The sequence below is a fragment of the Pedobacter sp. genome, from assembly GCF_045627485.1.
GTDB lineage: Bacteria > Bacteroidota > Bacteroidia > Sphingobacteriales > Sphingobacteriaceae > Pedobacter.
In genome coordinates this window covers 24,793-49,373 of record NZ_JAZQNU010000172.1, presented here as the reverse complement: position 1 = coordinate 49,373, position 24,581 = coordinate 24,793, and the positions used below count along the sequence as shown (strand labels likewise).

Below are 24,581 nucleotides of genomic sequence, written 5' to 3'. Positions count from 1 at the left end.
GCATCCACTGGGTGTAGGCCCTGATGCGGTAGTTACCCTCGGCTAAGGTGTCGGGCAAATTGATATCCCCCCAGGTTACCCCCCCTGCTAAAGGCAGTTTAAGCTGACGTTTAATGGAATCAGATTCGTTGATGAGTTCTACATACAGACTTCCACTGATGTTAGAAGGCCGTCCGTCCTGGGTGTTGACGACATAGGCTTTGAACCAAATATCATCGCCAATGGCATAATAGGGTTTGTCTAGATGGAGGTGCACTTTCTCCTGCGGGTGGTTCTGCACATAGGCTTCCATTTTCTTTAGAAGTAAAGAAAATGGATCGTCATTTATTTTAAAAGCAGTAACTAAGGTGGCACCTAATAGGAGCAATGCTGTTATGTGATATCTGGTTTTCATGGAAAGCGATTAACATGTCAGATCAATATAACAATAATTGTAGCGTATTAGAATTTATTCTTCCACATCATGCTTTCAACAGGCTTTGTGGTCTTATTATTATACTTAGCATTATCTTTCATGTTGTACATCACATTGATGTCGCCTTCTACCATAAAATAGATTAGCTGGCCAATTGGCATGCCTGCATAAACTCTCACGGGTTGCGAGCATGAAATTTCAAGGGTCCAGGTGTTGCAAAAACCCACATCGCCTTTACCGGCTGTGGCGTGAATGTCGATACCTAAACGTCCTGTACTTGACTTGCCTTCCAGGAAAGGAATATGGGCATGAGTCTCTGTATATTCAAGAGTAACACCTAAATACAAAGTGCCAGGTTGCAAAACAAAGCCGTCTTTAGGTATTTCAAAGTGGGTGATGGTGTTGTGTTTTTTTGCATCGAGAACCCGGTCTTTATAAGTGGCCAGGTATTTACCCAAATGCACATCATAAGAGTTTGTCCCTAGGCAGTCGGCAGTAAATGGCTCAATAATAATTGTACCTTTTTCTATTTCTTCGAGGATGCGTTTGTCGGAAAGTATCATTTATTAAGTTATTGGGCTAAATTATGATTATTTTAAGATACTTTTACCATTGATTTCCCAAAATACAAATGCCAATCGTTTTTAACAAAAATATTGATGATCATACCATACTGGCTGTATGGAAGATACAAGAAAGTGAAACTGAACTCATCGCAGGCTTACAGCTCAAACAACATGAACTGGATTTTATTTCTTCACTAAATAACGGCAAGCGTTTGTTACATTGGCTAAGCACCCGATTATTGCTGCGAACCATGCTTAATACCAAAGAATACATCGATTGCCGGATGGACGATCACGGTAAACCATACCTGGTGAATATCGACTATGAAATTTCGCTGAGCCACTCTTACGATTATGCTGCGGTTATGATTAGTAAGGATAAGAAGGTTGGTGTCGACATTGAGAAGATGAAAGACAAGATCGAGTTAATCAAACACAAATTTCTATCTACCGAAGAACTGGAACAGAATCACCTGGACGAATCCATCGAGGGTTTGTACGTGTGTTGGTGTGTTAAAGAAGCAATTTATAAATGGAACGGCAGGAGAGGGCTGGAGCTTAAAAAAGATATGTTCGTAAAGGCTTTCGAATTAGCTGATTCAGGTGACGTGGAAGCGATAGTGAGCCTGCCTGACCGCAAACAACCCTTGTTGGCGAGTTATTTTAAAACCACTGATGGTTACATGCTCGCTTATGTGATGACTTAAGATCAATGATCATGAATAAAGAAGTGAAGTATATAGATTGGGGCCTGATAGATTACCAGGAGGCCTGGGCGAAACAGGAGACTGTTTTTAACGAAACAGTAGCTATCAAAACAGCCAACAGAACCAATAATACGACTTTAATTACGCCTAATATGCTGGTTTTTTGCGAGCATCCGCATGTATATACTTTAGGAAAAAGTGGAGTGCCCGAAAACCTATTACTGGACGAACAGGGGCTTAAAGAAAAACAGGCTGCTTATTATAAAATTAATCGTGGAGGGGATATTACTTACCATGGACCAGGACAGATAGTCGGTTATCCGATACTGGATCTGGATAACTTCTTTACAGATATTCATTTGTACCTGCGGACGCTGGAAGAAGCGGTAATTTTAACGTTAAAAGATTATGGTATTGAGGCGGGGCGTTACCCAGGTTATACTGGGGTATGGCTTGACCCGGATAATGATAAAGCCCGTAAAATATGTGCCATGGGTGTTCGATGCAGCCGATGGGTAACTATGCATGGGTTTGCTTTTAATGTAAACACTAATCTCGACTATTTCAATAATATCATTCCTTGCGGGATTGACGATAAAGCGGTTACCTCTATGCAAAAAGAGTTAGGTTACGAATTGCCCATGGAAGAGGTGAAACTTAAACTCAGAACACATATAGCTGATCTTTTTGGAATGACCCTGGTTTAATGGTCTAACATTCGGGCAAACTGATTGGAATGTTTGTAGCCAGTCCTCCGTCAGAGGTTTCTTTATACTTTGAATTCATATCAATCGCCGTTTCCCACATCGTGTTTACTACCGCATCCAGGCTCACTTTAGCCTTATCAGGATTGCTTTGCAGGGCAAGCTGACTTGCTGTAATGGCTTTTATTGCGCCCATGGTATTACGTTCAATGCAGGGAACTTGTACCAGGCCCCCAATAGGGTCGCAGGTCATGCCTAAATGGTGTTCCATGGCAATCTCTGCCGCCATAAGCACCTGTCGCTGCGAACCGCCCATCACTTCAGTTAATGCTGCCGCAGCCATCGCTGATGAAACGCCTATCTCTGCCTGGCAACCACCCATTGCGGCGGATATCGTAGCGCCTTTTTTAAAGATGCTGCCTATTTCTGAGGCACAAGCTATAAATTGTATAATTTTATCATCGTTATAACCATCGCAAAAAGCGATGTAATATTGTAATACCGCTGGAATAACGCCTGCAGCGCCATTTGTAGGGGCAGTAACCACCCGACCAAAGGAAGCGTATTCTTCATTGACAGCCAATGCAAAACAGCTTACCCAATCCAATATGTAATTGAAGTTCTGTCCGCCATTTCTAATGGCCATCATCCAGGTTTTATAGTCATGATAAGGTTGGTCGCCAATTAACCTTTTATTTAAAGCTGCTGCCCTGCGACCTACATTTAAACCACCCGGCAAAAAACCTGTGGTATGGCAACCGCGGAAGGTGCAGTCTTTCATTACGTGGAAGTGTTGTAAAATGCCTTTACGTGTCTCCTCTTCTTCACGCCAGGCCGTTTCGTTTTCCATCACAACTTCCGACACTTTTAAGCCCGTTGTTTTACACCAGTGCAGTAAATCGTCGGCTCTTTCTACCGGAAAAGGTAGCTCTACCTGTTCTTTTTCCGTTCCATCTTCCCCTTCTTTAACCACGAAACCTCCACCAATAGAGTAATAGGTTTCAGATACTGCTTTACCAGTGTTTAAGAACGCTTGAAAGGTGACCGCATTGGGGTGGAAAGGAAGGCTTTCCTGGAAAAGGAAAATAAGATCGTCATCAAAGTCGAAATGAATATTATGAAGGCCGTTCAAACGCAGTTGCTGCTGTTGTTTAATACCTTCTATGGTAGAATCTATAGCGTTAACATCAAAAGTCACCGGATCTGCACCCGTCATACCCAGTAAAATCGCAATATCTGTACCATGACCCTTACCTGTTTTAGCCAGGGAGCCGTACAATAATATTTTTACCTGTTCCACTTGTGTCAATTGTTCGTTTTGCACAAGGGTAGCTATAAACCTTTGTGCAGCACGCCAGGGACCTAAAGTGTGTGAACTTGAGGGACCAACACCTATCTTAAAAATATCAAATACTGAGATTTGTTCTCTTTGCATCCTACAAAGCTACGCCCGTTAAAAATCAAAAGCAAGTATCTTGTCGTCGGCCAACATGCGATCCACAAATTTCTTGTGGTTTTCAGGACGTCCAACAGCTACCCAGGTTCCAATAATCTTGTTATCACGCAGTTGCTGTCTGCCACGGATAAATTTTAATTTTGAGGTCGTGATATATTCTTCATATTTATCCAGGTTTTCCTTCTCAAAAGCCTTCACCACCCTATAAGTTCTGGTAACTATCCGACGCTCTACGCGATGTTCTATAAATGGGAAAACCAGGAGGGAGAACAATACGATACACGTAACACCAATGGCCTGTTCATAATATCCGGCACCGACAGCCATACCAATGGCCGCAACAATCCAGATCACGCTTGCAGTAGTCAGTCCTTTAACCTGGTTGTCGTCTTTAAAGATGACCCCAGCACCTAAAAATCCAATGCCTGTAACAATATTTGAGGCGATACGATCAGCGCTGCCCAGACCAATATTAACAGATAGGATGGTGAACAGGGTGGAGCCAAGTCCCATCATGATTAATGTTTTTAAACCCGCCTGTTTACTCCTGAACTCTCTTTCTGCGCCTATTAAACCACATAATATTATGGTAAGTAAAAACTTGTTTACTTCGCTTGAAGTAATGAAATGATTGTTTTCTAAAATTTCTGTAACGTCCATGGGCTAAAATATGATTAAGCATAGAAAAAGGGCGTCTGGAACTTCCAGACACCCTTTAGAATTAAATAGGAAAAAGAAGAATTACATCATTCCGCCCATGCCGCCGCCGCCCATAGGAGGCATGCCAGCACCAGCTGATTTTTCTTCAGGCTCATCAGCCAATACACATTCTGTAGTTAACAACATCGCTGCGATAGAAGCGGCGTTTTCTAATGCTACACGACCTACTTTAGTTGGATCAATAACACCAGCTGCAATTAAGTTTTCGTAAACATCAGTACGTGCGTTGTAACCAAAGTCAGCAGTACCTTCTTTAACTTTTTGAACTACGATAGAACCTTCAATACCTGCGTTTTCACAGATTTGACGTAATGGCTCTTCAATTGCACGTTTAACGATAGCGATACCAGTAGTCTCATCTTCGTTAGCACCTTTCATGCCTTCTAAAGCTTCGATTGCACGGATGAAAGCAACACCACCACCAGCAACAATACCTTCTTCAACCGCAGCGCGGGTTGCATGTAAAGCATCATCAACACGGTCTTTTTTCTCTTTCATCTCTACTTCTGAAGCAGCACCAACGTAAAGAACTGCAACACCGCCAGCTAATTTAGCCAAACGCTCTTGTAATTTCTCTTTATCGTAATCAGATGTAGTGGTTTCAATCTGAGATTTAATCTGGTTAACGCGAGCTTTAATATCATCAGACTGACCAGCACCATTGATTACAGTTGTATTGTCTTTATCAACAACAACTTTCTCAGCAGTACCTAAATAAGTTAAGTCAGCATTTTCTAATTTATAACCTCTTTCTTCAGAAATTACCGTTCCACCAGTTAAGATAGCGATATCTTCTAACATGGCTTTTCTACGGTCACCAAATCCTGGCGCTTTAACAGCAACAACTTTCAGTGATCCACGGATTTTGTTTACCACTAAAGTAGCTAAAGCTTCTCCGTCTAAATCTTCCGCAATAATTAATAATGGTTTTCCAGTTTGAACTTGTTTCTCCAGGATCGGCAACAATTCTTTCATGTTGCTGATTTTTTTGTCGTAGATTAAAATGTAAGGGTTTTCTAATTCTGCCTCCATTTTATCTGCATTGGTAACAAAGTATGGTGATAAGTAACCACGGTCAAATTGCATACCTTCAACTGTTTTTACTTCAGTTTCAGTACCTTTTGCTTCTTCAACAGTAATTACACCATCTTTCCCAACTTTACCCATTGCTTCTGCAATTAGTGAACCGATAACTTCATCGTTGTTTGCTGAAATAGAAGCAACTTGTTTGATTTTGTTATTGTCTTCACCAACAGTCTGAGATTGTGCTCTTAAGTTTTCTACAATTGCAGTAACCGCTTTGTCGATACCGCGTTTCAAATCCATTGGATTTGCACCAGCAGCAACGTTTTTAATACCAGCAGTAACAATAGCTTGCGCTAATACAGTTGCAGTTGTTGTTCCGTCACCTGCAATATCAGCAGTTTTAGAAGCAACTTCTTTAACCATTTGAGCGCCCATATTTTCGATAGGATCTTTTAACTCAATTTCTTTTGCTACAGTTACACCATCTTTAGTGATCGAAGGTGAACCAAATTTTTTATCAATAATTACATTACGGCCTTTTGGACCTAAAGTTACTTTTACAGCATTAGCCAAAGTATCAACACCTCTTTTCAGGGCGTCACGGGCTTCTACATTATATTTTACTTGTTTTGACATTTTCGTATGTTATTTTGTAAAGTTGAAAAAAGAAGATAAACTTATATTCAAACAATGATTTATTAAAGGGTACCTAAGATATCAGAATCTCTCATGATTAAGTATTCTTTACCTTCGATGGTTACTTCAGTACCACCATATTTGCTGTATAATACTTGATCGCCAACATTAACACTTACAGGAATTAAATTTCCAGTTTGATCCGCGTATTTACCAGGTCCAACAGCTATAACAATACCTTGTTGAGGTTTTTCTTTTGCGGTATCCGGAATGTAAATACCAGAAGCTGTTTTTTCTTCGGCAGCAGCAGCTTCAACAACTACTCTATCTGCATTAGGTTTAAAGTTTAAAGCCATAATTTATTATTATTTTATTTAAGGTTAATGTAAAAAATTATAAATAACGATTCCAATACATCAGTTTTTATGCCAAGGGGCAGCCCTTGACAAAATTACACCGCCTTGGCAGCTATTCGTTTTATGATCGGAATTTTCGTGTCAGTATGGCAGCGTCAGGCCTGCCTATATAGCAAGTAAGGCTTGCAAAACATGGAGGTATTAAGCATAAAAAAAGGCTGCACCATTTTCATGATGCAGCCTTTTTTTTATTACTTGTATATCTTATTGCACTGGTTTCTGTTCGTTAACCGGTGGAGTTGTATTTGCTGGTGCCTGTTGGTTAAGTGGCGATGGTGTAGGTGTCCTATCCAAATGCTCCTGAATTTTTGAGCCTCCAGTACTTCCGGTTCCATTTTTAGAAATCGCTGAGATGCTTAATGTGATCACTACGATTAATGTTAGAAGAACCCAGGTTCCTTTTTCCAGAACATCACCGGTACGTTGAACACCAAACATGTTGCTTCCTGAACCGCCAGTCATTAATCCCCCACCTTTAGGATTTTGGATTAATACAAAGATGCCTAGGGCAACGCAAATGATGATTAATAAAATAATTAAAAAAATCATAGTCTGTTATATAGTTAAATTTTCTTTTCTAAAGATTGGATAAGGTCGGCAAAGTAACGGCTTTTTTCTGGAAACTTCAAACTTAATTTTTGATAAGTGTCTATTGCCTTGTGATAAAGCATCTGTTCAATATAAATTTTAGCAAGTGTTTCTGATACCAGGTCATTGTGGTCTTCCGCGCTCTTTTTTGCCTTATTTTCGTTATCGATCTGTTCAGGCTTTGGGGGACTGATTTGTGGAGCCTTTTTTAAGAAATCGTCTATGATCGAGGTTTCCTTGTGATCGATGTGTTTGCCTTTCGGCGTGTTGTTAATAAGTTCTTCTGCGTTGAACGGACTTTGAATATGAAAGATGTGTTCAACATACTGTTGCTGCAATTCGCCCGGTGTCCTTTTTTTCGGCGTTGCATAAGGTTGAAACACCGCCTGATGTTCTTTGCGCGTTTTTGCCAGCCACCATAAAAACGTATAGGGTAAGGTGTCATCGTCGTAATTGCTTACGCTTACCGGCTCTTCTTTTGGCATAACAGGCTCCCGATCAGTTGTTGAAAGGGTTGTAACCGGTTCATCCTTAACTTCTTCCGTTATTTCTTCAGATGTAAAGTTCTCCTGAAAGGCAAAGAAATCTGAAGAAGAGATGCTTTCCAGTACAAAAGCGTCTTCAATGGTATCTGAAAAATTACTTTCATCCGGGTTTGTATCAGTCAGATTTGCCTTGCGCTGCATAACGTGATGTAGCAAATCCCCATTTGTATATAGTGCTGCAGTAGCTAAAGCTTTATCATTCGTAGGTTCAGCTTTCGCTAATAACAAGTGTAGTGCTTCAAAATATGGGAATTGCCTGGACAGGTCCTTTAATAAAGGAATATCCTGCTGATCCACTAAATCGGGTTCAGCAAGGCACATTGATAATCTTTCCTGTTTAATTTTGTCCAGCTCCACGGTGCTAAGTTAAGGATTGGTTTTTGTTTTGGCTACCATTGTGCAAATGCCCGGTTAAATATATTTTCAGTTATCATCACATTAATCTCTTTAATCAATTGGGGCTCAATCGACTGTAAACTCCTGCCTGTCAAAGAGAAATTCTTAAAGCTACTGAAGCTTTCTTCAAAGCTTTGTTTAGGGTCAAGGTTATTAGTATACTTGGCCGTTACTGTTATGGTTAAACGGCTTGATCCTTCGGTAAGCCTCTCATTATCGGTAAGTGTTAACTGCCTGATGTCATAGCCAGTAATACGACCTTCCAGTTTGGCGTCGGCGTCACCTTGTGTTAAATTTAGGCGGGTTTGCGTGCGAATCCTGTTTTTAAGCTCTTCTGTGAATTGCTGACTTAAAGTAGGTACTACCAATTGGGCATTGTTTTCAAAAAAATCAACGTTAATTGTTTTCATTTCCGGTGGAATCGAAGCGCCGTTAAACTTAATGGTGCAAGAATTAAATGTTGCCACGATAACCAACAGGACTAAAACTACTGTTCTTTTCATTTTTAATTTAAACTCAGTTCTTTAATTTTTCTATAGAGTGTGCGTTCAGAAATACCCAATTCCTGCGCAGCAAACTTACGCTTGCCTTTGTGCTTTTTCAGGGCTTTTTTAATCAGATCTGATTCTTTGTCGATTAGAGATAACGATTCCTCTACTTCCTCCGCATCGTTGGCATAGTTATATTCAATGGGGTTATTATTTGGAGTTGGTTTTTTAATCGTCAATGTCGGCTCCATACCAGATCCTAGTTCTGCTTCCTGATAAAGCTGATTAATGTAGTGTGGGTTGTCGGCAATGATGTGAGAAGTGTTTCCTCCACTTTGAATAATCTCTGCAACCAGTTTTTTCAGGTCCATCATGTCCTTTTTCATGTCAAAAAGAACCTTATATAGGATATCCCGTTCGGTATAATCTTCCTTGGTATACTGACCACTCACCATAGGCAGGTTGCTCGTGCTTTCATTCGGAATATAATTTAACAGGGCCTGCGCCGTTACATTTCTATCTTTTTCCAATACACAGATCTGCTCTGCAATGTTCTTTAGCTGCCTCACATTTCCTGGCCAGCTGTAATTGCTTAACATCTGTATAGCATCGGGCTCCAGTTGTATGCCCGGACTGCGGTATTTATCGCTGAAATCAGCCGAGAATTTTCTGAATAATAGGTAAATGTCCTCCTTGCGTTCATGAAGCGCTGGTATTCTCAACGGAACTGTATTTAAGCGGTAATAAAGATCTTCCCTGAATTTGCCAGATTTAACCCGGTTATATACATCAACATTTGTTGCTGCAATAATACGGACATCGGTCTTTTGAACCTTTGATGATCCAACCCTCAGGTATTCACCACTTTCCAATACCCTTAATAAACGTGCTTGTGTACCCAGGGGTAGTTCAGCCACTTCATCCAAGAAGATCGTACCGCCATTAGCTACTTCAAAATAACCTTTACGGGCCTCATGTGCACCTGTAAACGATCCTTTCTCGTGGCCAAATAGTTCTGAGTCAATAGTCCCTTCTGGTATGGCCCCGCAGTTTACGGCAATGAAAGCACCATGTTTTCTGGCGCTTAACTGGTGTATGATATGCGAGAACACTTCTTTACCACTACCACTTTCTCCGGTTATTAAAACCGACATATCAGTAGGGGCAACCTGACGTGCCGTATCTATCGCCCGGTTTAGAAGCGGAGAGCCTCCAATAATACCAAAACGATTTTTTATGTCTTGTATATCCATGATTATTCTGCTAGACGCCCCAATAAAGTGGCCGAAGTACAACGCTCTATGTAAACATTAACATATTGACCAGGACTGATGTTCTTTGTGGCTGGAAATACAACCATTGCATTTTGGTCATTTCTACCACAGTAATCCTGATCTGATTTTTTCGAGAAGCCTTCCACTAGAATTCTAACGGTTTTACCAACCTGTTGTTGTAGCCTGCGTAAAGACCATTCCTGTTGTTTGACTAAAATCTCACTCAGGCGGCGTTTTTTTACTTCCTCAGGAATATCATCTGTTAGCTTTCTGGCTGCCATGGTGCCTGGTCTTTCTGAATAACTGAAAGTAAAAGCGAAATCGTAACCCACATAATCCATCATGCTCAGGGTTTCCTGGTGTTCTTCCTCTGTTTCTGTACAGAATCCAGCGATAATATCCGAAGATATCGCACAGCCGGGAATTATTCTTTTCACAGCGTCAATGCGGTTAATGTACCATTCGCGGGTATAGGTCCGGTTCATCAATTCCAACACGCGGCTACTTCCAGATTGAACAGGCAGGTGGATGTAATTGCAAATATTATCGTATTTAGCGATGGTATATAATACCTCGTCTGTAATGTCTTTAGGGTGTGAGGTGGAAAAACGAATTCTTAACTCCGGACTAACCAAGGCTACTTTTTCCAATAATTGGGCAAAGTTAACTTCAATAGGTGCGCCTTCTTCTGCGTCAGCACCTTTCCATTTGTAAGAATCTACGTTCTGGCCAAGCAAGGTTACTTCTTTATAACCACGCTCATATAAATCCTGTGCTTCCGCCAGAATAGAATAAGGATCCCTGCTGCGTTCCCGGCCCCTGGTAAATGGAACTACACAAAAGGAACACATGTTATCACAACCACGCATAATGGAAATAAATGCCGTAATGCCGTTTCCATTTAATCGAACCGGGCTAATATCGGCATAAGTTTCTTCTCTGGATAACAAAACATTAATAGCTTTTGATCCATCTTCTGCTTGCGATAATAATTGTGGAAGATCACGGTAGGCATCTGGTCCAACAACCACATCCACCAGCTTCTCTTCTTCCATGAATTTTGCCTTTAACCTTTCGGCCATACAGCCTAAAACGCCTACAATTAATTTTGGATTACGGCGTTTTTCAGCACCAAATTGCGACAAGCGGTTTCTAACGCGCTGTTCTGCGTTTTCTCTGATCGAACAAGTGTTAATAAAAACCACATCAGCTTCTTTGTAGTCGCCAGTTGTGGTAAAGCCATCTTCTTTTAAAATCGATGCAACAATTTCACTGTCAGCAAAATTCATTTGGCAACCGTAACTTTCAATATATAGCTTTTTGCCGTTTCGCTGTTCAGGAGCGTCTATTACCAACGCTTCACCCTGCCGAGCTTCATCATGTGTCTTTTCTGTTAGCTGTAAATCAATCATATATAGTTGCTGTTTATAGGTTTCAAAAATACGCAAATATATCCGTAAATGACAAAGTGGCAGAGATATTGTGTTGTAATATTTAAATCATATTATTTTATGGCCGAAAACAAACTTAAATTAAGTAAGGTATGGAAGTGGATAATTGGCGTTTGCGTAGCATTAATCATTATTATTGGCGCCCTCACGATATACATAAACATAAGATGGAAACCAGTACTCACCGAAAAAATTAAGGAAGGTGTATATAATGCAACTGAGCATTTATACCGGATCGATTTCAAGGATATTCATCTTAACATATTTTCAGGTTCCGCTACTTTAGACAGTGTTGTGCTAATGCCCGATTCGGCAGGCTATGAAGTATTAAAGCAAAATAAACTGGCCCCTGTCCATGTGTTCCATGTCGAACTAGACCGGTTGGAGATAAATAGGGCAGGCTTATGGAATGCTTATTTTAAAAAGAAGCTGGATATCAAATCGATAGTCCTTAAAAAACCTTCAATTAATATGATTTACCGTAAAGTACCGGTTAAGGATGATACGGATGGGCAGAAAACACCTTATGAAATGATTGCCTCAACCTTTAAATCCCTTCGGGTCCATCAGGTGAAAGTTATAGACGCTGATTTTGATTACATCAGTGGAAAGGGAGGGTCGAAACGTAATTCAATTAAAAAACTAAATATTATTGTAGACGACATCTACTTAGATTCGCTTTCCCACCTGGACAGCACACGTTTTTATAACACCAAAGATATTTCCTTCCAATTACTGGGCTATACATCACTGACTAAAGATAAAATGTATACGCTTAAAGTTGATACCTTATTGGGTTCGGCGGCAGGTAAATCTATTCAGGTGAAAGGTTTCCGAATGGTGCCAATGCTGGGCGATCTTGCTTTTACCCGGAAATTTAAGGTGCAAAAGGATCGTTACGACCTGGACTTTAAAGCCATTAGCTTTGCTGGTGTTAACTTTTTAAAACTTAATCAGACGGGCGACTTACATGCAAAATCCGTCACCGTAGGCCCTGCAGAAGTAGCCATTTTTATGAATAGAGAATTACCACCCCCAGGTTTCGACAAAGGACGTAATTACCCCCATATGGCTTTGAGAAGGCTATCTCAGCCAATTCAAATCGATACGCTGATCCTCAAACAGGTTAATGTCGCCTACACTGAATATAACCCTGAAACGCAAAAAAGAGGGACAGTAAACCTTGATAATTTACAGGGTACAGTGCGAAATGTGACCAATGATTCACTACAGCTCACTAAAAACAGCCATGCGATTGCTAACCTGAGTACCAGGATTATAAAAGCGGCGAATATTGACATTCACATAGATTTTAACCTTTTATCTAAGAATGGCCAATTCAGCTATTCCGGTAAAATTGGTCCCATGAACATGACCGAATTAAACCCCTTATCTCGAAACCTGGGTTTAGTAAAAATTGATCAGGGGTCTGTGCAAAAGGCAGATTTCAACATATCGGCTAATTTTAAAGGTAGTAAAGGTACCATGAGATTCTATTACCGTGATTTAAAAGTGACCATGCTTAAAGCGGGTGAGGATGGTGGTCCAGCCAAAGAAAAAGGATTATTATCCTTTCTTGCTAATGCAATCATCATAAAAGATGCAAACCCTACTCCAGGAGAGGATGTAAGAACGGCAAATATCACGCTCGAAAGAACTCCTGCAGCGTCCTTTTTCAACCTCTTGTGGAAAAGTGTCTTTGTGGGAATCCGTGAAACGGTTGGTATCGGTGTCATCCCTGTTAAAAGCCCCGAACAGGCATATAAGAAGGTCGCGGATAAGGTCAAGGACGACAAGGAAGACAAAAAAGCAGAAAGAAAACGTAAACGTGAACAACGAAGGGAAGAACGCCGGGAGGAAAGGGCGCAGAATCAAGCAGAAGGGGATAATTGACTTGTTAACATGAAAAACGTATATTAGAGCGAGTTATGCGCTCCGCCTATGCTAGGAAAACTACTTAAGAGTCACCAAATAATTAAGTTGCTGGTTATCATCGCTGCGGGGTTTCTAGTCGTGTTCGGTTCTGTTTCTCTTTATTTGAATATCTGGGTAAAGCCTGTTTTGGCAAAAAAAGTTAAACAACTTGTAGCCAGTTCTACCGATAACCTCTATCACATCGAATTTTCCAGTATCAGTGTTAATTGTTTTACCGGTGATGCAAGCCTTACCAAGGTGAGGTTTGTTCCAGATACACTGGTGTTAAAAAGGTTGGTTGCCGAAAAGCGCGCCCCGAATAACATTTATCATGTTGAGCTTGAAAGGCTGAGCATCCATAATTTACACCCTTTTCGCGTCATTTTTCAGCGCCGTTTAACCATTGACCAGATTACAATTAATTTTCCTAAGGTAACGATGGTAAACAAACAGTACGCCTATAACGATAACAGGCCGCCTCGGCCTTTGCTTTCGCCATTTAATGTGGTATCTAAACACCTCAAAGAGGTTCGGATAGCCAGTATCGATTTTAACGAGATCAGTTTTAAATATATAGACAACAACCATGAAATTCCCAGGGTTGACTCATTGAAGCATCTAAATGTGTCACTAAGGGATTGGTTAATAGATGAGCACTCCGCGCAGGACACTACTCGCCAGTATCTGTTAAAAGACATCAGGCTGCAGCTTAACGATTACTCCTATGCAACAGCCGACAGCATGTACCACGTTAAGGCCTATGAAATCAATTTCAGTTCGGCAACTGGCAACTTAACAGTAAATAACCTTGCCTTGGTGCCACGTTATTCTGAAATGGACTTTTCGAAGGTACTTGGCTACGGTACAGACCGGTTTAACATTCATTTTAACGAGGTAGAACTTAAAGGGATCGACTTACCCTTATTTGTGAGAAAGCAAGAGCTACTGGCTAGTGACATGATCCTTAGTAATGGCCAGATAGCTGTATTTAGCAATAATGAAATCCCAAGAAAAAGGACCATAAAAACAGGCCGGGACCCTCAACAGTTACTGCAAAAACTGCCGGTTAAACTAACGATACGTAACATGGATCTGCATAACTTAGATGTGAGTTATGCAGAATTCAATAAAATTAGTAAGCAAAAGGGCCGTATTAGCTTTGAACAAACTTCCGGCACCATTACCAATGTTACCAACGTTGATAAAGAAAAGGAGAAAAACCGGTTCATGGAAATCAAATTGAACACTTTGTTAATGGGGCAGGGGCATTTAGAAACAAATTTTAAGTTTGATCTTGTGGCAAAAGATGGGGCCTTCAGTTACGGAGCCCAATTAAAAGGAATGAATGGGGTTATGTTAAATCCGGTAACGAAACCATTGGGCATGTTGCACGTTAAAAGTTGTATAATACAGGGGCTTAAATTTAATATTAAAGCTAACGAAAGCCGTGCCCTCGGAAAACTCGAGCTAAAATACAATCACCTTGCCATAGCCTTGTTAAAACGTGAAGAAGGTAAGGGCGCATTTATCCGGCAGGGCTTACTTTCATTGCTCGCTAATATGGTCGTGATTAATCCTGCCAACCCCAATGCCAGTGGTAAACTCTATGTCGCAAATATCGATTATCAGAGAGACCCCTATCGGTCCTTTTTTAATTTTATATGGAAAACCCTCTTTCAGGGCATCCGAAACAGCGTTGGCGTTACTCCTCAAAAGGAGGCTTATGTTAGAGCACAGGTAGCCTTATTCGAACAGATGAAGGCTGATCGGGAGAAAAGAAAGCTAGCGCGCGAAAAACGTAAGCAAAACAAAAGAAACTAGGGAAAGACTTTAAAATCTCTTCCCTATGGTAACGCCTACTCTTGGATAATACCCAGAGCTGCTATTGCCCAACAATCTCCCTGCACCTAGGTATGCCTCTCCTAATAGTCCGTTTCTTGTTAAAAATTTTGCCCCTGTAGCGGCTCCTAAACCAAAATAGGCCTTGGTGCTTTTCTTTAATTCATGTTCCTCCGCCACGACACCCATGTTACCTTCTATAAAAAAACCATTTGCTTTTTTGTTGCCAAAATACAAGCGGTAATTAGCAAGTAAAGCGTACCTAACGTCCTGGTCATCTAAAAGCGACACCATTGCGGATACGCCAATGCCCATATTATCTGCAATCAGCCTTTAATAACTAATTTCTGGTAAACCTAAAACCAGGTAAAAGAGGTTTACTTTAATTTCGTTGTTTCCGGTATGACCAATGGCTGCTGAACGCATCTGAATAACATTGGCTAAACTATCCTTTTGTGCATAAGAATAAGTAGTAACTGTAAATAAAATAATTAGGAGTAAAAGTTTTTTCATGCATCAAGATTAAACAAAAATCAGATATTTTAAGTATTGGCATAATTTATCTTCAATTTTAAATGTGTGCATTGCATTGCCAAAATACATGAAAAACATGCTAAACATATGGAGGACTGATGATGTTACTATTCATGATTATTACTTTGTAGAAGCAAAACACATTATTCTAATTATTATATGGAAAGCGCTCAGACACTAATCAACCGTATAACTGCCTTGGAAAAGGAAAATAATGAATTAAAAACGGCGGTAAGACTTGAAAGGAAAGCCAATAATGCAGCTTTTATGGAGAGCCGGACTATTTTTAAAACCATTTTTGAATCATCCAGGCTAGGCAACAAAATTATTAATAGAGACCTAACTATCATTGAGGCAAATATGGCCTTAATCACGCTATTAGGCTTTTCATCAAAGCGTGATCTTGTTGGAAAGAAAATTACGGACTATGCGCCAGATCACCGACGTTCAGATTGGGTCATTTTGCAGGATAAATTATGGCAGAACACCACACCTTTCTTTAGCCTGGAGACCTGCCTGGTGAAAGCTGATGGAACTATCATCTGGTGTCATGTAACGTCGATTCTTTTTATAGACAATGGAGAAACCCTTGGTTATACTATTATTGAGGATGTAACGGAACAATATAACCTGCGCACGCAGAAAGAGGAGTTTATCGGTGTAGCGAGTCATGAACTTAAAACGCCTATGACAAGCCTTAAAGCCATAAGCCAGATTTTAAGCAGGCAATTAACTGTTGGCACTCAAGTGAGCGAGCAGCTTTTTAAACTGTTAGGAGATTCAGAGCGTCAGGTGACCAGGTTGGTACGACTGGTTGACGACCTGCTCAGCACTACAAAGTTAGAGCAGGGACAACTTTCATTAAATAAGTCGGTTTTTTTTATGCCTGATCTCATAAACACCATCTCTAGTCATCTTCAATCAGAAGACAAAGACCGTCTTCAACTCAGGGGAGATCAAAATATCGAGATTTTCGGTGATGAGCATAAAATCGAACAAGTTCTTGTAAATCTTATTAATAATGCCATTAAGTACGCGCCCTTATCAAAGCGAATCATTATACAAGTGGAGCAGTTGGAAGGGTTTGTTAAAATTTCTGTGATAGATCTCGGCCCTGGAATTCCTGAAGAGAGCTTGTCAAAATTATTTGACAGGTATTACCGACTAGAGCAAAACCGATTTACTGCAGGCTTAGGCCTTGGCTTATATATCTCCTCAGAGATTATTAAAAGGCATGGTGGTGAAATAAAAGTAGAAAGCACCCCTGGCAAGGGAAGTAATTTTTCGTTTACTTTACCAAACCGGAATGCTTCCTTTCCATTAGTCTATAATCCTGTCTAACGTTTTGTATTCAAATCTGGCAATTTCATCCTGCGTTTGAACTAATTCTAAACCTCTTAACTCAGCCCCTATATAACCTTTCCCTTGTGTTCTTTTCAGGGTCTCCAGTTTATGCCACTGCTTCACTAAAATAGGTAGCTCTGCATTGATGTGGTCTCCAACAGCGTGTACTTTGATATAGGCGTTGTTGCCAACCCGTTCATAACCTTTAAAAACATAAGTGAGCTCATCTGAATTAGCGGAGGTAAGGGCGTCAACTAGCTTCGTGCTGTACGCTTCTGGCCTGGAAGGCGCTTCCAGGGGCAGGCTTTTGTCGGAAGTATTGGTGTTGCAACCTATGCCCAGGGTCGACAACAGCATTAAGGTTAGGATTGGAAATCTCTTCATATTTTACAAATGGTTAAACTAAGATAGGATCTCTTTTATCATTTCCTGATGGTTGTGGAGAAAGTATTTTTTCGTTTTAGTCCAACTTCATCAAGTTGATAAATGATAGCCATAGAATCGAGGTCGGCAGCCCCATTAAAATAAAATGCCCGTATCGGTTTAGATACGGGCATTTCTACATAAAAACTTAATTAAATTTATTTCAGCAAGGCTTCCGGTACAGGTTTATTCAATAAATTCTCATAATAAAACCTGATTCTTTGCACCCTGTCATGTGCTGTTTTAGCACCACCCGTCCAGCCATGTCTACCACCCGGGTAAATCATCAGCTCAAAGTGTTTGTTTAAATTCTGTAGCCTGTCTACCAGTTGAATGGTGTTTTGCATATGAACATTATCATCCATATCGCCATGCATAATGCGTAGCAAACCTTTGTAATTGCCGGCGTGGGTCAATACAGAAGCGTTTTTGTAACCCTCAGGGTTTTCCTGTGGTGTATCCATAAAACGCTCAGTATAATGGCTGTCATAAAGCTCCCAGCTCGTTACCGGCGCGCCTGCATAACCAAAGTCAAATACATCAGCACCATACGTTAAAGCTAAACACGACATGTAACCGCCGTAACTGTGACCAGTAATCAATAATTTAGCCGGATCAACATAAGGTAGTGCTTTTAACCATCTACCTGCAGTCATGTAATCCTGCATTTCCCATTTACCAAGGTTACGGTGCATTAAAGCCACGCCTTCTTTTCCAAACTGGCCCGATGCACGGTGATCAACGGCAATTTGAATAATGCCTTCGTTAGCCCACCATTGGTTGGCCGTGCCTTTCCAGGTATTAGTAACTGTACCTGCATCAGGTCCTCCGTAAATGCTGAAAATTACCGGATATTTTTTTGTTTTATCGAAATCGGTAGGGTAGGTAATAGCGGCTGGTAAATCATAACCATCGCCCGAAGGGATGGTGATCATTTCGGTCTTCCCGAAAGCGTAATTGTTAAAATCTGCAGATTTACTATCAGCAAGTTCCTTCACCAATTTGCCATTTGTATCCATCAATGCACGTTTATGGGGAGTGCTCACGTTAGAATACGTGGTGATGAAATGTTTGCCTGATGGCGACATGGCCACCTGGTGGGTGTAGTCACCAAAGGTTAACCTTTTAAGGTTTTTTCCGTTAAAACCTACGCTGTAAAGATCGGTACGCGTAGAAGCTTCTTTACGGGCTACAAAATAGATTACTTTCTTCTTTTCGTCTACGTGCAGCAAGTCCGTTACCTGCCATTTTCCGCTGGTTATCGGGTTAATCAGTTTTCCTTCTAAGGTATACAGGTAGAAATGAGCCCAGCCAGTTTTATCACTTTTAAGAATATAATGTTTATTGTCTTTTAAGTATTCAATACGACCGTCAAAAGCCAGGTCGATCCATGAACTTTGCTTTTCGTCGTATATCTCTTTTTTAGTGCCGCTAACCGGGCTTACTGAATAGAACTTCAGGTTTTCCTGCCCGCGATCCATCCATTGCACCATCATGCTGCTGCTGTCGAAACTCCAGTAAGGGGTCCCAAAGTATTGGTCAGCCTTTTCATCAAAATCAGCCCATACTACTTGTCCGCCTTCTGCTGCAACAAAACCCACCTTAACTTCCGGGTTTGGGTCTCCTGCTTTAGGGTAACGTGTTTTTTCGGTGTAGCCATGTTGGCCAGTCGATCCATTAATGGGAAACATTGGTACTTTAGTGTCATCAAAACGCATGAAAGCAAGTTTCTTGCTGTCCGGCGACCACCAGAATGCCTTGTAACGTGTGGCACGACCGAGTATCTCTTCAAAGTAAACCCACGACGCATAACCGTTGTAAATCACATCAGTACCATCGTTTGTATACCTGATTTCTTTTCCTGTGGCAACTTCAACTGCATAAAGATCATTGTCGCGGGTAAAAGCAACATATTTCCCATCAGGCGACGGCGTTGCGTTTTTGTCATTTTCTTTTACCTTAACACCCAGGCTGCGTTCAGCAGGGGGTGTATAAGCGGTTTTTGCACCGGTTTTAATGTTTACGGCCTGCACAGCGCGGGTGTTAATATCGCGTTCCAGGTAGTGTTCATCATCGCTCCAGCCGGTAACGGAATTCAAAGGATTGGTGATCGATATTTCTCTGCCAAAGGTCTGTTCCTGGCTTAGTCTTTTTAGTTGTGCAAGGGCCGGAGTGGCCAGGCAAAGTGCTGAAGCTAAACTTAATAGTAAAATTTTTTTCATTTAATTTTTGTGTAAAGCAATTTATAAATCGACCATCGTTTGAGTACCTTAATGAAAGCCGGCCCAACAGCCGATGGTTGACCTTAAGGTTTCAAAAATAATATTTAAAACGGAGAAAGGCGCTTTGTTTAAAGCGCCTTTCTCCCGTAATGTGTAACGATATCGTGGTTTACAATACCCAGTTCCAGCCAAACTCATCGTCAGCCAGTCCATAACGGATATCGTTAAGGGTCTTTGCAATTGCTTTTGAAACAGTACGGGTTTCAGGATCTGCCAAGGTATATAACACTCCCTCATAGCTGATCTGGCCAATTGGTGTTACCGTTGCGGCAGTACCTGCAGCAAAGGCATCCGTTAAGGTGCCATTTTCAATTCCTTCAATCACTTCTTTAACGCTCACCCTTCTTTCTTCTACTTCAATACCAGCTTTTATAGCCAGCTGAATCAGTGTATCGCGGGTAACTCCATCTAACACAGTGCTTCTGATGGAAGGTGTAACCAGTTTCCCGTTTAATACAAAGATCAGGTTAGCTGTACCCGCTTCTTCAATAAATTCGTGTGTAGCAGCATCTGTCCAGATTAACTGGTCAAAACCTTCTTTACTCGCTTCAGCAAAAGGGTAAAGTGAACGGCCGTAGTTTCCAGCGGTTTTGGCATAACCCACACCACCTTCATCGGCACGCGTATATTCTGTTTCGATTTTTACTTTTAAGGGTTTACTGTAGTAAGGACCTGTTGGGGTAGTTAGAATAGCAAAAGTATATTTCTCTGAAGCTTTTACGCCTAAAAAAGGATCCGTAGCAAACATCACCGGGCGCAGGTATAAAGAATAGCCATCAGCTTTAGGAACCCACTTCTCGTCAATGTCAAGCAACGCAGCAATACCTTGCATAAATACATCTTTTGGTACTGTAGGCATGGCCATACGTAAAGCGGATTTATTAAAACGCTCAAAGTTTTTATCGGCCCTGAATACACTAATCCGGTTATCCGCCTGGCGATAAGCCTTCATGCCTTCAAAAATAGCCTGTCCGTAATGTAGCGCAGAAATAGCCGGGCTCATTAAAATCGGTCCGTAAGGTAAAACCTGCAGGTTAGTCCATTCGCCATTTTCGTATTCAGCGATAAACATATGGTCTGAAAAAACTTTACCAAATGGCAAGCTTTCAAAGTCAGTATCAGCTAACCTTGACTCGGCAGCTTTATTGATGTTAATTGTTAACGTATCGGTCACGGTATTTGTACTTAATGTTTTAATTCCTTACAAAACTACATAAAATTCAAATGGCAGTCTCCCTTTTTTTCATAATGTTTGGTGTGTAAAGTACACTAACATCAAGAAAACCGGGAGGTTAGCTTTTTAGTATAACACCCTGAACTTAATGGTCTGTTCAACTTTTTTCAGCGATTTAAACAGGTCTTTATCATAGGCTGCATTGATGTCTGTAATGGCATAACCAATGGTTGCATTGGTCATCAGAAACTGACCTACAATGTTAATGTGGTGTTTCGCAAATATGGTATTGATCTGTGCCATAATTCCCGGAACGTTGTGGTGAATGTGTATTAACCTGTGCGACTTTGCAATCCGGGGTAATTGCAGGTTAGGGAAGTTCAGGCTCATGTAAGTTGTTCCGGTGTTCATGAAATCCATCATCCTTTTTGGAATGAAGTCCTGGTTACGGGGGTTATGTTTTACGTCGTCGAATACCACGATCCCCATACGGGTGCAGGTTTCCAGATCCAGCTTTTTAGCATTCCCTAAATAACCGATGGTTTTCAGTTTACTGGCCATCTTTAACTTATCCTTTTCAATGGTTTCACCTTCAGGTAATAGCATCATGTGAACATCGGCCACGTATTTATCCTCAAAGGTTTCCTTATGGCGCACAGAATAGCCATCTTTTTTTAACAGGGCAATGCTCTCTTCAGGTACGTCACCAATGATCAGGCATAATATTCGGTGCTTAGGGTAGGATATTGCCCTTGGCAGGTCGTTTACAAATAAAAACTCATCAAAGCTAGGCGTTACGTGGTCGGCTTTCTGTACAATGCTTTCCCGGGCTATATTTTCGGTAAAAGCATAGAACTTTTTGATTAAACCACTTTCCCTTAACTGGAAATCAGAATAGCCATCACCAATACCATATAAATCACCTTCAAGGTTAAGTTGCTGCATGAGTTTTACCTTGCCACCTTCTTCACTTAAAGGGTTGGCATGGTCATAGTCGATAATCTTTCCGTCACCCGTGGTAACAAAGGTATTGGCATAAATATTCTCTTTTTTGATGTGGTATTGGCTAACCACGGGGGTAATGAACTCTTTAAAACCACCAGAAACAATCAGGATTTCATCGGCATGCTGCTTAAAGAATTCCGCATTGCGGGCAAAAGAACTCGACACTTTTTTCTTCAACCTTTTAATCAGTTGTTTTAAGTGGTCTTCGGTTGCTTCCAATAATTTCACACGCTGGGCAAGGCTTTCACTAAAAGAGAGCTTCCCTTCCATGGCCATATTGGTATAATCTTCAATCTTCTTGTAAATTAATTCTCTGTCAGGGTGTTTTTTCAGGGAAATTCTTGCCAGTTCGTCCAAAGCCTCAACCTGGGTAAAGGTACTGTCGAAATCAATGATGTAAATGTTTTTTGGGGTCATGTTTTCCTGTGTTTTTAAACCGTTCTGTTTAAAGCCGCGCAGGTTTCTGCAATACTGGTGCGCAGTGGTTTAAATTCCATACCGATGGTATTTTTTATTTTGTCGTTACTATATAGGTTAATATTGCCGCTGCTGATGGCGGTGTCGCGCGTAAGTGCGCTGGGTTTTCCTGTAAACAAGGAAGCTATTTTGGCCACTTTCCAGGCCAGGCTCATCATCCTGGGGCTGGCCAGATTAGCCGGGGGTTCTACCTTAAATTCATTGGCAATGGCCGTAAGCAGATCGCGGTAAGTATAGTTTTCTGCTGAAATGATAAAACGTTCACCGTCTTCCCCGTCAGCAGAAGGTACATTACGGTCCATTAATTTCATCATCACTTTTGCAACATCTTCTACATCAACGAAACCAGTGCTGCCTTTGGTATAAAAAGATAAACCTTGCTTCACCAGTTTAAAGATGGCACCACTACCAGAAAAACCTGCATGGCCGCCAATAATTACCGATGGATTAATGATTACTGCACTCAGGCCTTCGCTTATGCCACGCCAAACTTCCATTTCGCCTTCATATTTCGAAATGGCATAGGTGTTAGCTTTGGCATCGTATTCCCAAAAGTCGGTTTCTGAAATCAGTTTGCCTTTTTTGGCAATGCCCAGCGCGGCAACCGAGCTTACATGGACCAAACGTGCCCCATACTCCAGGCAAAGGTTAACAATGTTACTGGTGCCGTGAATGTTTACGCGCAGCATGTCGTCTTTATCTTTTGAGCGAAAAGAAACCAATGCCGCACAATGATAAACCTGGGTAATACCTTCAAAGATTTCATCTAAAGTAGCTGTATCATTGATGTCGGCCACTACCCATTCCACCAGGGAGTTTCCTATCAGCCGGTCGGGAATGACAGAGGTTTCCCTTTTCAGTGCAAAAAGCTTCGTTCCATGTTGAGTGAGTTGATGGATGAGCTCAGCTCCTAAAAAACCAGTAGCACCGGTTACTAATATCATTTCATTATTTTTAGGATGTCCATAAATATATGGTACCAAAAATAGATATTTGAGCCCATAGATTATATCACTTTATGTCTTTATCAGATTTTTTTTCGCCTTTAAGCCTCAAAGGGATCACCCCAAAACAAGGGTTCTATACCAGTCAGCTGGGATTAAAGACCGATTTTTATACCGATCAATTTCCGGTATTGGAAAAAAACAGCTATGATATTGCCATTATTGGCGTGTTAGACGATCGTGCTGCGGTAAATAATAACGGTTGTGCCTTGGGGCCAGACTACTTCCGTGCGCAATTTTACGCTTTGCATGAGGGTGCTTTTAATAGTCGCATAGTTGATTTAGGCAATATTAAAGCCGGTGCTGCGGTTTCTGACACTTATGTAGCCCTCAAAATGGTGGTTGCCGAATTGATTAAACTAGGAATATTGCCTGTAATTATGGGTGGTGGACAAGACCTCACTTATGCCCAGTATACAGCCTACGAGGCTTTGGATCAGAAAGTAGACCTGGTGGTTGTGGATAATAAGTTTGATATCGACGAAGATGATCATGACGGTATTGAAGCGCAGTCGGATACCTATCTTAATAAAATTTTCCTTCACCAACCTAACTACCTTTTCAACTTCAGTAATATTGGTTACCAAACGTATTATGTAAACCAGGATAGCCTTAAGGTGATGAATAAGCTGTTTTTTGATGTCCACCGTCTTGGTGAGTTTACCAATGATATTGCTGTGGCCGAACCCATCATCCGTAATGCCAATATGTTGAGTTTCGACATGTCGGCCATCCGTTCTGCTGATGCGGTGGGTAATGCCAATGCGGGGCCTAATGGCTTTTACGGCGAACAGGCATGCAGCATTGCACGTTATGCTGGTTTGAACGATAAACTGACTTCTATCGGCTTTTATGAGTTTAATCCGGCTTATGATCGCAACAGCCAGACAGCCATGTTACTTGCGCAAATGGTTTGGTATTTTATCGAGGGGTTTTATAACCGTAAGAACGATATTCCTCTACAGCCTAAATCACAATACATCACCTACCGCATCAGCTTATTGGATGGTACCGCTATCATTAACTTTGTGAAAAGCAAAAAAACTGACCGTTGGTGGATGCAGGTACCTTACCCAGTCACAAATTCAAAAAATGAACGTTTCCATATGGTACCTTGCAGGTATGAGGATTATAACACTGCGGTAAATGGCGATGTACCAGATTTATTTTGGCGGACCTTCCAAAAATTACTATGAA

At 41.1% G+C, this 24,581-nt stretch carries 23 protein-coding genes and 1 pseudogene; 6 read left to right on the top strand and 18 right to left on the bottom strand.

Features of this window, described 5'->3' with window-relative positions; all coding sequences use genetic code 11:
* Together ACR2F3_RS13285 and dcd are read right to left on the bottom strand one after the other, a co-directional pair.
* Positions 1 to 394, bottom strand: a pseudogene (locus ACR2F3_RS13285) (TonB-dependent receptor); the annotation flags it as partial.
* 47 nt (positions 395 to 441) lie between these two features.
* Positions 442 to 978: a dCTP deaminase gene (dcd, locus tag ACR2F3_RS13280; protein ID WP_432710458.1), complete on the bottom strand. Its 537-nt coding sequence runs from the start codon at positions 976 to 978 to the stop codon at positions 442 to 444.
* Positions 979 to 1,046: 68 nt separating this feature from the next.
* Between dcd and ACR2F3_RS13275 the strand changes: the two genes are divergently transcribed.
* Both ACR2F3_RS13275 and lipB read left to right on the top strand, forming a co-directional pair.
* Positions 1,047 to 1,688: a 4'-phosphopantetheinyl transferase family protein gene (locus ACR2F3_RS13275; protein ID WP_432710457.1), complete on the top strand. Its 642-nt coding sequence runs from the start codon at positions 1,047 to 1,049 to the stop codon at positions 1,686 to 1,688.
* Between the two features lie 11 nt (positions 1,689 to 1,699).
* Positions 1,700 to 2,395, top strand: coding sequence for a lipoyl(octanoyl) transferase LipB (gene lipB, locus ACR2F3_RS13270; protein WP_432710456.1), 696 nt, complete (start codon positions 1,700 to 1,702; stop codon positions 2,393 to 2,395).
* Positions 2,396 to 2,399: 4 nt separating this feature from the next.
* On the opposite strand, the gene ACR2F3_RS13265 is transcribed toward lipB, so the two are convergent.
* The 9 genes from ACR2F3_RS13265 to miaB form a co-directional block, all read right to left on the bottom strand.
* Positions 2,400 to 3,827 carry an L-serine ammonia-lyase gene (locus ACR2F3_RS13265; RefSeq protein WP_432710455.1) on the bottom strand — a complete coding sequence of 476 codons (1,428 nt, stop codon included), beginning with the start codon at positions 3,825 to 3,827 and terminating at the stop codon, positions 2,400 to 2,402.
* A gap of 18 nt (positions 3,828 to 3,845) precedes the next feature.
* Entirely contained in the window at positions 3,846 to 4,508 is a 663-nt protein-coding gene (locus ACR2F3_RS13260; protein WP_432710454.1) for an MgtC/SapB family protein, read from the bottom strand.
* An 81-nt stretch (positions 4,509 to 4,589) separates the two neighbouring features.
* The gene (gene groL / locus ACR2F3_RS13255) at positions 4,590 to 6,230 is read right to left on the bottom strand and encodes a chaperonin GroEL (RefSeq protein ID WP_432710453.1); all 1,641 of its coding nucleotides are present in this window, start codon (positions 6,228 to 6,230) and stop codon (positions 4,590 to 4,592) included.
* Positions 6,231 to 6,292: 62 nt separating this feature from the next.
* Positions 6,293 to 6,586 (bottom strand): co-chaperone GroES, encoded by a 294-nt coding sequence (locus tag ACR2F3_RS13250; protein ID WP_432710452.1) that lies wholly within the window; start codon positions 6,584 to 6,586, stop codon positions 6,293 to 6,295.
* Positions 6,587 to 6,850: 264 nt separating this feature from the next.
* Positions 6,851 to 7,195 (bottom strand): preprotein translocase subunit SecG, encoded by a 345-nt coding sequence (gene secG, locus ACR2F3_RS13245; RefSeq protein ID WP_432710451.1) that lies wholly within the window; start codon positions 7,193 to 7,195, stop codon positions 6,851 to 6,853.
* A 14-nt stretch (positions 7,196 to 7,209) separates the two neighbouring features.
* On the bottom strand, positions 7,210 to 8,136 hold the full coding sequence (locus tag ACR2F3_RS13240; RefSeq protein ID WP_432710450.1) for a hypothetical protein: 927 nt from the start codon (positions 8,134 to 8,136) through the stop codon (positions 7,210 to 7,212).
* A gap of 32 nt (positions 8,137 to 8,168) precedes the next feature.
* Complete coding sequence (locus tag ACR2F3_RS13235) at positions 8,169 to 8,678, bottom strand: LptE family protein (RefSeq protein ID WP_432710449.1); 510 nt, start codon at positions 8,676 to 8,678, stop codon at positions 8,169 to 8,171.
* Between the two features lie 2 nt (positions 8,679 to 8,680).
* On the bottom strand, positions 8,681 to 9,916 hold the full coding sequence (locus tag ACR2F3_RS13230) for a sigma 54-interacting transcriptional regulator (RefSeq protein ID WP_432710448.1): 1,236 nt from the start codon (positions 9,914 to 9,916) through the stop codon (positions 8,681 to 8,683).
* A gap of 2 nt (positions 9,917 to 9,918) precedes the next feature.
* Entirely contained in the window at positions 9,919 to 11,349 is a 1,431-nt protein-coding gene (miaB, locus tag ACR2F3_RS13225) for a tRNA (N6-isopentenyl adenosine(37)-C2)-methylthiotransferase MiaB (protein ID WP_432710447.1), read from the bottom strand.
* Between the two features lie 99 nt (positions 11,350 to 11,448).
* Here miaB and ACR2F3_RS13220 point away from each other — a divergent pair, with 99 nt between their 5' ends.
* Both ACR2F3_RS13220 and ACR2F3_RS13215 read left to right on the top strand, forming a co-directional pair.
* Complete coding sequence (locus ACR2F3_RS13220) at positions 11,449 to 13,281, top strand: hypothetical protein (protein WP_432710446.1); 1,833 nt, start codon at positions 11,449 to 11,451, stop codon at positions 13,279 to 13,281.
* Between the two features lie 48 nt (positions 13,282 to 13,329).
* Positions 13,330 to 15,123: a hypothetical protein gene (locus tag ACR2F3_RS13215; protein ID WP_432710445.1), complete on the top strand. Its 1,794-nt coding sequence runs from the start codon at positions 13,330 to 13,332 to the stop codon at positions 15,121 to 15,123.
* Positions 15,124 to 15,132: 9 nt separating this feature from the next.
* Here ACR2F3_RS13215 and ACR2F3_RS13210 read toward each other — a convergent pair whose 3' ends face one another.
* Together ACR2F3_RS13210 and ACR2F3_RS13205 are read right to left on the bottom strand one after the other, a co-directional pair.
* Positions 15,133 to 15,456 (bottom strand): hypothetical protein, encoded by a 324-nt coding sequence (locus tag ACR2F3_RS13210; protein ID WP_432710444.1) that lies wholly within the window; start codon positions 15,454 to 15,456, stop codon positions 15,133 to 15,135.
* Between the two features lie 18 nt (positions 15,457 to 15,474).
* Positions 15,475 to 15,654, bottom strand: a complete 180-nt coding sequence (locus tag ACR2F3_RS13205) for a hypothetical protein (RefSeq protein WP_432710443.1) — start codon at positions 15,652 to 15,654, stop codon at positions 15,475 to 15,477.
* A gap of 219 nt (positions 15,655 to 15,873) precedes the next feature.
* Between ACR2F3_RS13205 and ACR2F3_RS13200 the strand changes: the two genes are divergently transcribed.
* Positions 15,874 to 17,016, top strand: coding sequence for an ATP-binding protein (locus ACR2F3_RS13200; protein WP_432710442.1), 1,143 nt, complete (start codon positions 15,874 to 15,876; stop codon positions 17,014 to 17,016).
* On the opposite strand, the gene ACR2F3_RS13195 is transcribed toward ACR2F3_RS13200, so the two are convergent.
* From ACR2F3_RS13195 to ACR2F3_RS13175, 5 genes are all read right to left on the bottom strand, one after another.
* Complete coding sequence (locus ACR2F3_RS13195) at positions 16,996 to 17,403, bottom strand: hypothetical protein (RefSeq protein WP_432710441.1); 408 nt, start codon at positions 17,401 to 17,403, stop codon at positions 16,996 to 16,998. The two genes, ACR2F3_RS13200 and ACR2F3_RS13195, sit on opposite strands and share 21 nt — an antisense overlap.
* A 197-nt stretch (positions 17,404 to 17,600) precedes the next feature.
* Entirely contained in the window at positions 17,601 to 19,664 is a 2,064-nt protein-coding gene (locus tag ACR2F3_RS13190) for a DPP IV N-terminal domain-containing protein (protein ID WP_432710440.1), read from the bottom strand.
* A 169-nt stretch (positions 19,665 to 19,833) separates the two neighbouring features.
* Positions 19,834 to 20,898 carry a branched-chain amino acid aminotransferase gene (locus ACR2F3_RS13185; RefSeq protein WP_432710439.1) on the bottom strand — a complete coding sequence of 355 codons (1,065 nt, stop codon included), beginning with the start codon at positions 20,896 to 20,898 and terminating at the stop codon, positions 19,834 to 19,836.
* Positions 20,899 to 21,024: 126 nt separating this feature from the next.
* Entirely contained in the window at positions 21,025 to 22,320 is a 1,296-nt protein-coding gene (locus ACR2F3_RS13180) for an HAD-IB family phosphatase (RefSeq protein ID WP_432710438.1), read from the bottom strand.
* A gap of 14 nt (positions 22,321 to 22,334) precedes the next feature.
* The gene (locus ACR2F3_RS13175; RefSeq protein ID WP_432710437.1) at positions 22,335 to 23,324 is read right to left on the bottom strand and encodes an NAD-dependent epimerase/dehydratase family protein; all 990 of its coding nucleotides are present in this window, start codon (positions 23,322 to 23,324) and stop codon (positions 22,335 to 22,337) included.
* Between the two features lie 74 nt (positions 23,325 to 23,398).
* On the opposite strand from ACR2F3_RS13175, the gene ACR2F3_RS13170 reads away from it, so the two are divergent.
* Entirely contained in the window at positions 23,399 to 24,580 is a 1,182-nt protein-coding gene (locus tag ACR2F3_RS13170; RefSeq protein ID WP_432710436.1) for a formimidoylglutamase, read from the top strand.
* The last annotated feature ends 1 nt before the right edge of the window (position 24,581 follow it).

Bases quoted from the DNA above. Each gene is read 5' to 3' on its own strand.
- dcd (WP_432710458.1), bottom strand. From the start codon at position 978: ATGATACTTTCCGACAAACGCATCCTCGAAGAAATAGAAAAAGGTACA.
- ACR2F3_RS13275 (WP_432710457.1), top strand. From the start codon at position 1,047: ATGCCAATCGTTTTTAACAAAAATATTGATGATCATACCATACTGGCT.
- lipB (WP_432710456.1), top strand. From the start codon at position 1,700: ATGAATAAAGAAGTGAAGTATATAGATTGGGGCCTGATAGATTACCAG.
- ACR2F3_RS13265 (WP_432710455.1), bottom strand. From the start codon at position 3,827: ATGCAAAGAGAACAAATCTCAGTATTTGATATTTTTAAGATAGGTGTT.
- ACR2F3_RS13260 (WP_432710454.1), bottom strand. From the start codon at position 4,508: ATGGACGTTACAGAAATTTTAGAAAACAATCATTTCATTACTTCAAGC.
- groL (WP_432710453.1), bottom strand. From the start codon at position 6,230: ATGTCAAAACAAGTAAAATATAATGTAGAAGCCCGTGACGCCCTGAAA.
- ACR2F3_RS13250 (WP_432710452.1), bottom strand. From the start codon at position 6,586: ATGGCTTTAAACTTTAAACCTAATGCAGATAGAGTAGTTGTTGAAGCT.
- secG (WP_432710451.1), bottom strand. From the start codon at position 7,195: ATGATTTTTTTAATTATTTTATTAATCATCATTTGCGTTGCCCTAGGC.
- ACR2F3_RS13235 (WP_432710449.1), bottom strand. From the start codon at position 8,678: ATGAAAAGAACAGTAGTTTTAGTCCTGTTGGTTATCGTGGCAACATTT.
- ACR2F3_RS13230 (WP_432710448.1), bottom strand. From the start codon at position 9,916: ATGGATATACAAGACATAAAAAATCGTTTTGGTATTATTGGAGGCTCT.
- miaB (WP_432710447.1), bottom strand. From the start codon at position 11,349: ATGATTGATTTACAGCTAACAGAAAAGACACATGATGAAGCTCGGCAG.
- ACR2F3_RS13220 (WP_432710446.1), top strand. From the start codon at position 11,449: ATGGCCGAAAACAAACTTAAATTAAGTAAGGTATGGAAGTGGATAATT.
- ACR2F3_RS13215 (WP_432710445.1), top strand. From the start codon at position 13,330: ATGCTAGGAAAACTACTTAAGAGTCACCAAATAATTAAGTTGCTGGTT.
- ACR2F3_RS13210 (WP_432710444.1), bottom strand. From the start codon at position 15,456: ATGGGCATTGGCGTATCCGCAATGGTGTCGCTTTTAGATGACCAGGAC.
- ACR2F3_RS13205 (WP_432710443.1), bottom strand. From the start codon at position 15,654: ATGAAAAAACTTTTACTCCTAATTATTTTATTTACAGTTACTACTTAT.
- ACR2F3_RS13195 (WP_432710441.1), bottom strand. From the start codon at position 17,403: ATGAAGAGATTTCCAATCCTAACCTTAATGCTGTTGTCGACCCTGGGC.
- ACR2F3_RS13190 (WP_432710440.1), bottom strand. From the start codon at position 19,664: ATGAAAAAAATTTTACTATTAAGTTTAGCTTCAGCACTTTGCCTGGCC.
- ACR2F3_RS13180 (WP_432710438.1), bottom strand. From the start codon at position 22,320: ATGACCCCAAAAAACATTTACATCATTGATTTCGACAGTACCTTTACC.
- ACR2F3_RS13175 (WP_432710437.1), bottom strand. From the start codon at position 23,324: ATGATATTAGTAACCGGTGCTACTGGTTTTTTAGGAGCTGAGCTCATC.
- ACR2F3_RS13170 (WP_432710436.1), top strand. From the start codon at position 23,399: ATGTCTTTATCAGATTTTTTTTCGCCTTTAAGCCTCAAAGGGATCACC.